Annotated in this window: 9 protein-coding genes; 1 reads left to right on the forward strand and 8 read right to left on the reverse strand. The window is 64.2% G+C overall.

Annotated features, from left to right (window positions below; genetic code table 11):
- Positions 1 to 175: 175 nt before the first annotated feature.
- From AC1D1J_RS21970 to cadR, 7 genes are all read right to left on the reverse strand, one after another.
- Positions 176 to 667 carry a thioesterase family protein gene (locus AC1D1J_RS21970; RefSeq protein ID WP_477687399.1) on the reverse strand — a complete coding sequence of 164 codons (492 nt, stop codon included), beginning with the start codon at positions 665 to 667 and terminating at the stop codon, positions 176 to 178.
- Between the two features lie 46 nt (positions 668 to 713).
- Positions 714 to 2,675 (reverse strand): ATP-binding protein, encoded by a 1,962-nt coding sequence (locus AC1D1J_RS21975; RefSeq protein ID WP_477695893.1) that lies wholly within the window; start codon positions 2,673 to 2,675, stop codon positions 714 to 716.
- Positions 2,676 to 2,723: 48 nt separating this feature from the next.
- On the reverse strand, positions 2,724 to 3,902 hold the full coding sequence (locus AC1D1J_RS21980) for an acyl-CoA dehydrogenase family protein (RefSeq protein WP_477695853.1): 1,179 nt from the start codon (positions 3,900 to 3,902) through the stop codon (positions 2,724 to 2,726).
- 26 nt (positions 3,903 to 3,928) lie between these two features.
- A complete protein-coding gene (locus AC1D1J_RS21985; RefSeq protein WP_477695854.1) occupies positions 3,929 to 5,587 on the reverse strand; it encodes an acyl-CoA carboxylase subunit beta in 1,659 nt (552 codons plus the stop codon).
- Positions 5,584 to 6,468 carry an SDR family oxidoreductase gene (locus AC1D1J_RS21990; RefSeq protein ID WP_477666601.1) on the reverse strand — a complete coding sequence of 295 codons (885 nt, stop codon included), beginning with the start codon at positions 6,466 to 6,468 and terminating at the stop codon, positions 5,584 to 5,586. Before AC1D1J_RS21990 ends, AC1D1J_RS21985 begins: the two co-directional genes overlap by 4 nt.
- Positions 6,465 to 7,193: a TetR/AcrR family transcriptional regulator gene (locus AC1D1J_RS21995; RefSeq protein WP_477695855.1), complete on the reverse strand. Its 729-nt coding sequence runs from the start codon at positions 7,191 to 7,193 to the stop codon at positions 6,465 to 6,467. Before AC1D1J_RS21995 ends, AC1D1J_RS21990 begins: the two co-directional genes overlap by 4 nt.
- 73 nt (positions 7,194 to 7,266) lie before the next feature.
- Positions 7,267 to 7,803: a Cd(II)/Pb(II)-responsive transcriptional regulator gene (cadR, locus tag AC1D1J_RS22000; protein ID WP_477695856.1), complete on the reverse strand. Its 537-nt coding sequence runs from the start codon at positions 7,801 to 7,803 to the stop codon at positions 7,267 to 7,269.
- Positions 7,804 to 7,895: 92 nt separating this feature from the next.
- On the opposite strand from cadR, the gene AC1D1J_RS22005 reads away from it, so the two are divergent.
- Positions 7,896 to 10,154, forward strand: a complete 2,259-nt coding sequence (locus tag AC1D1J_RS22005) for a heavy metal translocating P-type ATPase (protein WP_477695857.1) — start codon at positions 7,896 to 7,898, stop codon at positions 10,152 to 10,154.
- A 136-nt stretch (positions 10,155 to 10,290) separates the two neighbouring features.
- Here AC1D1J_RS22005 and AC1D1J_RS22010 read toward each other — a convergent pair whose 3' ends face one another.
- Positions 10,291 to 11,367 carry an ABC transporter substrate-binding protein gene (locus AC1D1J_RS22010; protein WP_477695858.1) on the reverse strand — a complete coding sequence of 359 codons (1,077 nt, stop codon included), beginning with the start codon at positions 11,365 to 11,367 and terminating at the stop codon, positions 10,291 to 10,293.
- Between the last annotated feature and the right edge of the window lie 14 nt (positions 11,368 to 11,381).

The following is an 11,381-nucleotide window of genomic DNA, read 5'->3' on the forward strand; positions in this document are numbered from 1 at the left end:
GAGTTGTTTTTGACCCCGGCTGGACCGAGCACCGCAGGTTGCCCCGGAGCGAAGCGCAGGGGACGCAGGAACCAGGGTCGCCTTTTCTTTGCTTACTTTCTTTTGGCGAAGCAAAAGAAAGTGAGTTGCATGCCGGGCAACCCCCGGCCAGCAACCCTCAGCAAAAAGCAGATCCTTAAGAAACGATATAAGCCCCAGCCCCAGTAGAAAACAACTTACCGTCAGCCCCCAGAAACTCCATCCTCGTACTCGCCACCCGAGACCCCAGCCGCATCACCTCAGCCCGCAACTCAAAAAACTCACTGATGCCAGGCCGCAAATAATCCACCCGCAGATCGATGGTGCCCAGCTTGGCAAAGCGGTGCAGCCGCTGCATCGGCGATTCGTCCATGTGGCGCGCGCCTATGGCCGCCATCACGGCGAGTCCGCCCATGGCGTCCAGACCGGCGCTGATCACGCCACCGTGGATGCGGTTGTGGGCGTAGTGGCCGATCAGCTCGTTGCGCATGTCGATGCGGGCGGTGACCCGTTCCGCCGTCACCGAGGTGATCTTGAGCCCCAGCAACTTGTTGAAAACGATTTTTTCCTCGAACAGCTCTTTGAGGCTGGCGACAAATTCCGGCTCGAACTCAATCGCGCCGGTAGGGGTGGGCTGTGCTTTGGTCATGGCGTCCATTGTCGTGCAGCGAAATCTTTCCTGATTTTCCGGATGCTCATGCTTTCACCTCGTCGAACCTCAGTAACACCTGCCCGGGACTGGTCTGCTGGCCCACCTCTGCCATCACGGCAGCCACCGCAGCATCGTGCGGGGCATTGACCGCGTGCTCCAGCTTCATGGATTCAATCACCAGCAGCGTGTCGCCGCGCTTCACGGCCTGGCCGGGGACCGCATGGACCGCGATCACCTTGCCGTTGAAGGGCGCCCGCAACTCCCGCGCGGTTGCAACACCGCCGGATGCCGGCGGCGCAAAGGTGGAATCTTCCAGAAACAGGTCGACAGCGCCCGTCTGCACATGCCAGCGTGCACCGGGTTGCCCGGCAGATTCCTTCAGGCGCACCGCCGATACGCGCTGCCCTGCCTGGCCCGTGCGTACCGCCAGAGCACCATCGGCTCCGTGCGTGATCACCGCCTGCGACACCTCGCCACCCGTTTCGATTTCCAGTGCACCCCCGCCCAGCTCACGCACGCGCAAGTCCAGCAGCTGCGCGCGATGGCGTAGCCGGACCGGCCTGGGAAACGGGCACGGCAGGCTGTTTACGGCGCTGTTTGAGTCAATATCTTGAGAGAAAATGGCCGCCAGGCCATAAGGGACGAGCGCAAGCAGCTCCTCTTTTTGTAGCGCTCCGCGTATCGCATCGCCCTGCTCCGCCAGGAAAGGAATCAGTGCGTGCCCGGCGCGGAACACCGGATGGACAAGGCAAGCCGACAAAAACTGCCGGTTGGTGGGCAGGCCCAGCACTTCGGTGCGGCCCAGCGCCGCCACCAGCCGGTCTATGGCTTGCTCACGTGTCGCGGCATGGGCCACCAGCTTGCCCAACATCGAGTCGTAGTGCGGCGACACGACCTGGCCCTCAAACAGGGCATGGTCAAAACGCACGCCACCGGGCTCACGGAAGCGCTGAACCGTGCCCGTATGCGGCGTGAAATTTTCGTCCTCGGCGCACAGACGCACTTCAATCGCGTGGCCGGTGAACACCACTTCTTCTTGCGCAATAGGTAACGGCTCTCCTTGCGCCACGCGCAGCTGCCACTCAACAAGATCCAGGCCGGTCATCGCTTCGGTGACGGGATGTTCGACCTGAAGTCGCGTATTCATTTCCATCAAAAAGAAATCTGGTCCGTCAAGCAGGAACTCCACCGTACCCGCACCGACATACCCCGCCGCCTGCGCCAACGCTACCGCCGCCCCACACATGCGCGCACGCAGCGCAGCATCCACCGCCGGGCTGGGCGTTTCTTCAATGATCTTCTGGTGGCGGCGCTGTACCGAGCAGTCGCGCTCTCCCAGGTGAATGCAATGGCCGTGGGCGTCGGCAAATACCTGCACCTCGACATGGCGTGGATTCAACAAAGCCCGTTCCATCAGCAGCTCCCCGCTGCCAAAGGTCGAGAGCGCTTCCGAACGGGCGCTTTGCAGCGCCGCCGAAAGGTGTGCAGCATCCCGCACCAGCCGCATGCCGCGCCCGCCGCCACCGGCCACGGCCTTGACCATCAGCGGGTAACCGATGCGCGCAGCTTCGGCTTCAAAGCGCGCGTCGGACTGGTCATGGCCCTGGTAGCCCGGCAGGCAAGGTACGCCCTGGGCGGTTGCGAGCAGCTTGGCGGCCGACTTGCTGCCGAGCTGCCGGATCGCGGCCGGCGGTGGCCCCACCCAGGTCAGCCCCGCAGCAATCACCGCGTCGGCAAAGGCGGCGTTCTCGCTGAGGAAGCCGTAGCCCGGATGCACCGCATCGGCGCCGCTGGTCTTGGCCGCAGCAACCAGTTTGTCGATGCGCAGATAGGAATCGACCGAGCTGACACCTCCCAGCGCACAGGCGATGTCCGCCTCCTGCACATGCAGCGCACCGGTATCGGCGTCTGAATACACCGCCACCGTCTGCATGCCCATGGTTCGTGCGGTGCGCATGATGCGGCGGGCAATCTCCCCGCGGTTGGCCACCAGCAGGCAGCGGATATTTTTCATGCAGACGCCCCGCTCCGTATGCCAGGCACGGTCATGAACTCAGCCACCCTTCTTGCCGGACTTGGCCACACCCATCATTTTGGCAATGATCCCCATCATGACTTCGTCGGCCCCGCCGCCTATGGAGCCGAGCCGGCCGTCGCGGAACATGCGCGCCACTTTGTTTTCCCAGGTGTAGCCCATGCCGCCCCAGAACTGCAGGCAGGTGTCGGGCACCAGGCGGTTGAGCCGCCCGGCCTTGAGCTTGGCCATGGAGGCGAGCTCGGTCACATCCTGGCCCTGCACATAGAGCTCGCAGGCGCGGTAAGTCATGGCGCGCAGGCTCTCGACTTCGGTCTTCATCTCGGCGAGCTTGAACTGCACCCATTGCTGGTCGGCCAGGGTGGCGCCGAAAAGCTTGCGCTCGTGCGCCCACCCGACTGTCCATTCAATACAGTTGGAGAGTGACTGGATGCAACTGGCCGCGCACCACAGGCGCTCTTCCTGAAATTGCATCATCTGGTAGACAAAGCCCGAGCCTTCGCTGCCGATGAGGTAGCTCTGCGGCACACGCACTTCGTCAAAGTAGATCAGGCCGGTGTCGGATGAGTTCATGCCGATTTTCTTGATCTTCTTCGCCGCTTCAATGCCTTTTCGCAGCTTGCCCTTGTCGCGCATGGGCACCATGACCAGGCTCTTGTTCTTGTGCACGGGGCCCTCGCCGGTGTTGACCAGCATGCACATCCAGTCGGCCTGCAGGCTGTTGGTGATCCACATCTTCTGGCCGCTGATGACGTAGTCGCCGCCGTCCTTGCGGGCGTGGCTTTTGATGGAGGCGACGTCGCTGCCGGCGCCTGGCTCGCTCACACCGACACAGCCCACGGCATCGCCGGAAATTGCGGGCACCAAAAACTCGCGCTTGAGTTCGTCGCTGCCGAAGCGCGCCAGGGCCGGTGTGCACATGTCGGTCTGCACGCCGATGGCCATGGGCACGCCGCCACAGTCAATATGACCCAGCGCCTCGGCCATGGCCATGGCGTAGGAGTAGTCCAGGCCAGCGCCGCCGTATTCCTCAGACTTGGTCAGGCCCAGCATGCCCAGGTTGCCGAGTTTCTTGAACACTTCATGCGCGGGAAAGATTTCAGCGGCTTCCCATTCATCGACGTGCGGATTGATCTCGGCGTCAATGAACCGTTTCAGGGTTTTCTGGATTTCAAGGTGTTCGTGGGTGTACTGCATTTTTGTCTCCGTTTTTTTCAGGCGGTCTACATACGCGCCACGCCAAACTGCATGGGCCTGAGCTGCCGCGCATCGGCCTCGGCGCACATCGCCAGGCACTGTGCCAGCACTGCGCGCGTGTCGCGCGGGTCGATGACGCCGTCGTCCAGCATCAGGCCCGAGGTGTAGAACACATCGGCCTGCGCCTCGAACATGGCGACGATCTTGTCGTACTGGGCTTTCGCCTGGGCCGGATCCGGCGTGATGCCTTTGCGCGCCAGGGCCGCCTCGCCCACGATCTGCATGGTGCGCGCGGCCTGTTCGCCGCCCATCACCGCCGTCCTGGCACCGGGCCAGCTGAAGAGAAAGCGCGGCGCGTAGCCACGGCCGCACATGCCGTAGTTGCCCGCGCCGAAGGACGCACCGCACTGGATGGTGATTTGCGGGACGGAGGCGTTGGTGACGGCCTGGATCATCTTGGAGCCGTGCTTGATCATGCCGGCCTGCTCGCTCTCCTTGCCCACCATGTAGCCGGTGGTGTTCTGCAGGTAGATGAGGGGGTGGCCCAACTGGCACATCAGCTGGATGAAGTGCGTGGCCTTGTTGGCGCCGGCCACATCAATCGGGCCGTTGTTGCTGATGATGCCGACCGCATAGCCATCAATCGATGCCTGCACGCACACCGTGGCCTCACCGTAGAGCGCTTTGAAAGGCAGAAAATCGGAGCCATCCACCAGCCGCGCGATGACCTCGTGCATGTCCAGCGGCTGGCGCAGGTCGCTGGGGACCAGGCCCAGCAGCTCGTCAGGCGGGTAAACAGGTTCGCTGGGGGAATCCTTACCTGCTATTAAATTAGTAGCTGCTTGCGCCCGTCCTGCTTTGCCTGCCGCCCGATTTGACCATGAAGTTCGGGCCACTACCTGGCGCGCCAGCCCCAGCGCATGGCGATCGTCATCAGCCAGATGCTCACCCAGGCCCGACACGCCGGTGTGCATTTCGGCGCCGCCCAACTCTTCCTCGGTGGCGACTTCGCCGGTGGCAGCCATCAGCAGCGGCGGGCCGGCAAGGAAAGCGCGGGAACGCTTGCGCACCATGATGACGACGTCGCTCAGGCCCGGCATGTAGGCGCCCCCCGCCGTGCCCGAACCGTGCTGCACGGTGATCACGGGAATGCCCGCCGCCGACAGGCGCGCCAGGTTGCGAAAGAGGCTGCCGCCGTGCACAAAGCCTTCGACCCGGTAGCGCATGAGGTTGGCGCCCGCGCTTTCCACCAGGTGGATAAAGGGCAGCTTGTTTTGCAGCGCGATCTCCTGCACGCGCAGGATCTTTTCCAGCCCCATGGCCTGGACGGCGCCGGCTTCTATACCCGAGTCGCTGGCCACCACCATGCAGCGCACGCCACTCACAAAGCCGATGCCGGCCACCACGCCGCCACCCGGCACCGACTGGCCGGCCTCCTTGCTGTCCTGCAAATAACCCGCGAGGGAACACAGGCCCAGCCAGGGCGCCCCCGCATCCAGCAGCAAGGCCACACGCTCACGCGGCAGCAACTGGCCGCGCTTGTCGAAGGCGGGCCGCGACTTCGCCGAGGCGGCAGCGCTGCGTTCTTCCAGCGCGCGCAGTGCGGCGATGCGCGACAGCATCGCCTCACGCCGCTGCGAGGCTTGTGGCGATTGCGCATTCCACGCAGACTGGAACAGCGTCATGACTGGAAGACCTTGGGGGTTTCTGCCAGGTGAAAGCCGTCGAAGGGCTTGATCGCCTCACGCTGCAGCGCTTCGGCATCGGGCCGCCGCATGGGCCAGCCCATGCGCACCTGGGGCCGGGCGCCATCCACCCGCAGCGTCGTGCCGCTGATGAAGTTGGCGGCTTTGCTGAGCAGGAAGACGACGGCCGCCGAGGTTTCACTTTCGGTGCCGAAGCGGCCCAGCGGCACGGTGTGGCGCATCTCGCGCAGCATGGGGCCGGCCTCAGGCGGGTAGTGGTCCATGCCGCTGGAGGCGATGTAGCCGGGCGCGACCGCATTCACCCGCACGCCGCTATGGGCCCATTCGGCCGCCGCGGTTTCGGTGAAGCTCACCATGCCGGCGCGCGCCGCGCCGCTGTGGCCCATGCTGGGCATGGAACCCCACATGTCGGCCACGATGTTGACGATGCTGCCGCCTTTGCCCTGCATGGCTTGCAAATAGCATTCGCGCGCCATCAGGAAGCCGCCGGTCAGGTTGGTGTTGATGACGGCCTCCCAGCCCTTGGCGCTGATGGACTCCAGCGGCGTGATGTACTGGCCGCCCGCGTTGTTGACAAGCCCATCGATACGGCCCTGCGCCACCACGATGGCGGTGATGGTGGTCTTGACGGCCTCTTCCTGGCGGATGTCGCAGGGGTGAAAACTCACGCGACCGCCCTGCGCCACGATTTCCCCGGCCACGCTGTGAAGTTTCTCGATATTCCTGCCTATCAGCACCACATGCGCGCCCAGCGCAGCGAGTTCATGCGCGATGCAGCGGCCAATGCCGGAGCCACCACCGGTGACAACGATGACCTGGCCGGAAAAAAGGCCGGGGCGGAACACGGATTGGTAACTCATGCGCGGACCTTTCTTGCCGGGAATTTCGGAGTTTTTTCTCCAATGAACAGCGCCATGGCCGCATCCGCCAGATCATCCAGCGATGCATCTTTTTTGGCGTCAAACCACTGCACCGACCAGTTGAGCGCGCCAAAAATCAAAAGGCGCGACAGCTTCACCGGCCCCTTGAGTTGCCCTGCGGTGGCCAGCGCCTCCAGCACCGGCTCCCACACGGCTTCGTAGTCGCTTTGCAGCTTGGCCAGCAGGTTGCGCTGCCGGGCTGTGATGGAACGCGACTCGTAAAGCATCACAGGGATGAAGTCGCTGCCGGGGCCCAGCAGCACGTCAAAGTGGTTGCGGATCAGCACGCGCAGCAGCGCTGGCGCCTCAACGGTAGAGAGCCCCGCCGCCTGCAGGGCCGCAGCCTGGCGTTGAATCGCCGAGCGCATGCCCTCTTCCATCACGGCATGGAGCAGCGCGCCCTTGCTTTTGAAGTGGTAGAAGGGCGAGCCGCTGTGCATGCCGACGGCCGCTGCGATGTCGCGGGTGCTTGTGGCGTCAAAACCTTTTTGGCGAAACAGCCGGGCGGCGGCATTGACGAGTTCGACGCGGCGATTGCCGTCGTCGCGTTCGTCCAGGGTTTTGGGGGCCGGGCCGCGCGGACGCTTTTCAGCACTGTCGGTTGCGGTTTTCGTAGAGGTATGAGCGCGTGTGGCAGGGCGCGAACGCGCGGCAGGTTTGTCCATAAGGACGGACCTTAGCAAAACCCTGTATTTTTAGCAAGCAAGTGCTTTGTAAAAATATACTGCCCGCGTTTCATCACTTGCGCGTGGCAGCCGCCTTGCCGAGGGCGGGCTTTTGGCGGCCCTCTTCTTTCCCGGGCACGCCGACCTGCGGGTGCGCGCCGTGGATATGCGCTGCATGGCCGCGCTCGGCCTGGGTGCGGTTTTGGCTTTGCCGCAGCGCGGCTTTTTCCAGGCCGCTGAGGATGCCGCAGTCGCCCGCGGCCTGGCCGCTGGCGCACTGCTCACGCAGAACCTTGAGGTCTTTTTCCAGCGCCTTGAGTTCGCGGATGCGTGTGGCGACGTGGCTGATGTGCTCGTCCAGCAGGCTGTTGACGTCGTCGCAGCTGCCGGCCGGCGCGTCCTTGAAGTTCAGCAGCGCGCGAATTTCCGCCAGCGTCATGTCCAGCGACCGGCAGTGGCGTATGAAGGCCAGGCGCTGCACATGGCTTTCGTCATAGATGCGGTAATTGGCGTCGGTGCGCGCCGCTTCGGGTAACAGACCCTCACGTTCGTAGTAACGGATGGTTTCCGTCTGGGTCTGCGCGGTTTTGGCCAGTTCTCCGATTTTCATGGCGACTCCTTGAACATCGTCCCCACATCGCTGTAGGGTCACTTCAGCAGCCAGCTTGACTCTAAGGCCGCTACAGGGTTTCCAATTAGGCCATGAAATCTGAAAAAAACCATGTTTCCGGCCCGGATGCCCCTACCGGCGACTGCTGCGGCGGCGCTCATGCCGCACACACACCTGTGTCCATAACCGCCGGTGCCGCGGGGCGGATGTTCCGCATCGCCACCATGGACTGCAGCGCCGAAGAGTCTGACATCCGCCGGGCGCTGGAGCCGATTACCGGTATCCGGTCGCTGGGCTTCCAGCTGGGTGCACGCACGCTCAGGATAGAAGCCAGCGAAGAAGCCTACGCGCCAGCCCTGGACGCGATCCGCAAGGCAGGGTTTGACCCTCAGCCTGCCCAGGCTGGTGCCGGCACGCAAACAGGCGGCCATGACCATGAGGGGCATGGGCACGACCACGCTCATGATGGCGGTTTTGACGGTTTTGGCAGCGGCGCCACCCGCCTGGCCGCGGCGCTGGTGCTGGCCGTGGGCGCCGAGGCTGTGTCGTTTTTCGCACCCGAGCTGCTGGCCTGGAAAATCACCGGCATGGCGGTGGCGGCGCTGGCCATTGGCCTGGCCGGCCTGGACACCTACAAAAAGGGCATGGCCGCCCTGCGGCGCGGCAGGCTCAACATCAACGCGCTGATGTCCGTCGCCGTCACCGGCGCTTTCCTGATCGGCCAGTGGCCGGAAGCCGCGATGGTGATGGCGCTCTATGCGATTGCCGAGTTGATCGAAGCCAAAGCCGTAGACCGCGCGCGCAATGCCATCAAGGGCCTGCTGGACATGGCGCCAGAGCAGGCGTTGATGCAGGGCGAAGGCGGCGCGTGGGCCAACACGCCGGTGGCCGCCGTGCCGCTGCAGGCCCTGGTGCGCATACGCCCCGGCGAGCGTGTACCGCTGGACGGCGTAGTCACCCTGGGCAACAGCGCCGTCAACCAGGCGCCGATCACGGGCGAAAGCATCCCGGTCGACAAGGAACCCGGTGCCGCCGTCTTTGCCGGCACCATCAATCAAACCGGAGAGATCGAAGTGCGCGTCACGGCGGCTGCCGGGAATACCACGCTGGCACGCATCATCCACGCCGTCGAACAGGCGCAAGGCAGCCGCGCACCCACGCAACGTTTTGTCGACCGCTTTGCCGCCGTCTACACGCCGGCCGTGTTCGCCATCGCCGTTGCGGTCGCCGTGTTGATGCCGCTGCTGGCGGGCCTGAGCTGGCAGGAGTCGATCTACAAGGCGCTGGTGCTGCTGGTCATCGCCTGCCCCTGCGCGCTGGTGATTTCCACGCCCGTCACGGTGGTGAGCGGGCTCTCGGCCGCCGCGCGCCGGGGCATCCTGATCAAGGGCGGCACCTACCTCGAGCAGGCGCGCCTGCTCAAAGCCGTCGCGCTCGACAAGACCGGCACCATCACGGAGGGCAAGCCCCGGTTGGTGGATTGGCGTACCTGGGGCAACGCAGACGCAGCGATGGCCGTACAGCTGGCCGCCGGCATGGCCTCACGGTCTGATCATCCGGTGTCCAAAGCGATTGCGGCGGGCCTGAACACCGACGCCGCCGACGTGCAAACCTTCAAGGCCCTGCCGGGCCGGGGCGTTGAGGGAACGGCCCAGGGCCAGCGCCTCGTGTTAGGCAATCACCGCCTCATCCACGAGCTGGGCTTGTGCAGCGTGGAACTGGAAGCCGAACTCGCCCGGCATGAACAGCAAGGCCGCACCGTGACGCTGCTGGCCGACAACACACGTGTGCTGGCCCTGTTCGCGGTGGCCGACACCATCAAGCCAACGTCCCGGCAGGCGATTGCCGACCTGAAGGCGCTGGGTGTCACGCCCGTGATGCTGACCGGTGACAACACTGCTACGGCGCGCGCCATCGCCGCCCAGGCCGGCATCAGCGATGCGCGCGGCGACCTGCTGCCCGAGGCCAAGCTCGACGCCATCCGCGAAATGCAGCAGCACTACGGCGCCACCGGCATGACAGGCGACGGCATCAACGACGCGCCCGCACTGGCGCAGGCCGACATCGGCTTCGCCATGGGCGGCGCCGGCGCCGACACGGCCATGGAAGCGGCCGACGTGGTGATCATGAACGACAACCTGGAGCGGGTGGCCGAAACAGTGCGGATGTCACAACGCACGCACGCCATCCTGTGGCAGAACATCAGCCTGGCGCTGGGCATCAAAGGCATCTTCCTGCTGCTGGCCATCTTCGGCACGGCGACGATGTGGATGGCAGTGTTTGCCGACATGGGCGCCAGCCTGCTGGTGGTGGGCAATGGCTTGCGTTTGCTGCGCCATCGGCACAACTAGGATGCTATAAATTTAATAGCTGCCTGCGCTCATTCCGACTGCGCTGGAGGCCCAAAAAGCATAAAACCCGAAGTGGCCCGGAAAAGCCCGCTTCGGGTTTTTGCATGCGCCTGCGAAAGGCGCTGGCAATGGATGATCAGCGCTCGACCGTCTTGTTCCAGCGCGCATTCCAGGCCGGGCGGTTCTCGTTGATGGCATCCCAATCCACCGTAGTCGCCGTCTTCATGTAGGTGTTCATCTGGGTCACAAGCGCGGCAGCCTTGCCGCTGGCCTTGGTTTTGGGGTTGGACGGTATCTGGTCGCCAAACTCCAGCGCCGCGGCCTGCGCCTCAGGCGACAGCAGGTACTGGGCCAGCTTGTGAGCCAGCGCAGGTTCGCTGTTCTTCGCAATCACGCATTCACCCACCGTCAGCACGGCCGAGCCTTCCTTGGGCTGCACGTATTCCACGGGCAAGCCCTTGTCTTTGAGCACGCCGACGGCGGTGGGCGTGAGCGGGAACATCGCGGCCTCACCGGTCTGCACCATTTCAGCGATCTTGGCCGAGCTCGGGATGTACTCGAGCACGTTGGGGCCTATGGTGGTGGGCCAGGCCTTGAAGCCGGGCTCCACATTCTTGTCGTTGCCGCCCTGGATGCGGTTGAACAGCAGGAAGCCGTGCAGGCCGAAGGTCGACGACGACAGCGACTGGAACACTACCTTGCCCTTGTATTTCGGGTTGGCCATGTCCATCCACGAAGTCGGCGGCGCCCAGCCCTTCTCGGTGAACATCTTCTTGTTGTAGGCGATGCCGGTCATGCCGATGTTGACGCCGGCGGCCATGTCGCCCTTGAAGCGTGCCGTGGGAAACAGGTCATTCAGCGCAGGGGTGGCCTGCATCTTCTCGCACAGGCCCATGCCGATGGCGCGGTACATGATGCCGTCGTCCAGGAACATCACATGCATCTGCGGGTTGTCCTTGTTGGCCTGCGCCTTGGCCAGGATATCTGACGAGGTGCCGGGCACGACCACGACCTTGACGTTGTTGGCCTTCTCGAACGCGCCGAAGACGTTCTCGGTGTAGGTTTTCTCCATGGTGCCGCCGTTCATGCCGATGTACAGCGTCTTGGTCTGGGCCATGGCGCTACCGGTAGTCAGGCCGGCCAGGCCGGCGGCTGCAACGGCAAGCGACACCGCTGTAGCGCGGGCGGTCAGGAATCGTAGGGAGATGTTCATGGAAAGCTCCTGGT

The sequence above is a fragment of the Polaromonas sp. P1_F8 genome (assembly GCF_056405635.1).

Bases quoted from the DNA above. Each gene is read 5' to 3' on its own strand.
- AC1D1J_RS21970 (WP_477687399.1), bottom strand. From the start codon at position 667: ATGACCAAAGCACAGCCCACCCCTACCGGCGCGATTGAGTTCGAGCCG.
- AC1D1J_RS21980 (WP_477695853.1), bottom strand. From the start codon at position 3,902: ATGCAGTACACCCACGAACACCTTGAAATCCAGAAAACCCTGAAACGG.
- AC1D1J_RS21985 (WP_477695854.1), bottom strand. From the start codon at position 5,587: ATGACGCTGTTCCAGTCTGCGTGGAATGCGCAATCGCCACAAGCCTCG.
- AC1D1J_RS21990 (WP_477666601.1), bottom strand. From the start codon at position 6,468: ATGAGTTACCAATCCGTGTTCCGCCCCGGCCTTTTTTCCGGCCAGGTC.
- AC1D1J_RS21995 (WP_477695855.1), bottom strand. From the start codon at position 7,193: ATGGACAAACCTGCCGCGCGTTCGCGCCCTGCCACACGCGCTCATACC.
- cadR (WP_477695856.1), bottom strand. From the start codon at position 7,803: ATGAAAATCGGAGAACTGGCCAAAACCGCGCAGACCCAGACGGAAACC.
- AC1D1J_RS22005 (WP_477695857.1), top strand. From the start codon at position 7,896: ATGAAATCTGAAAAAAACCATGTTTCCGGCCCGGATGCCCCTACCGGC.
- AC1D1J_RS22010 (WP_477695858.1), bottom strand. From the start codon at position 11,367: ATGAACATCTCCCTACGATTCCTGACCGCCCGCGCTACAGCGGTGTCG.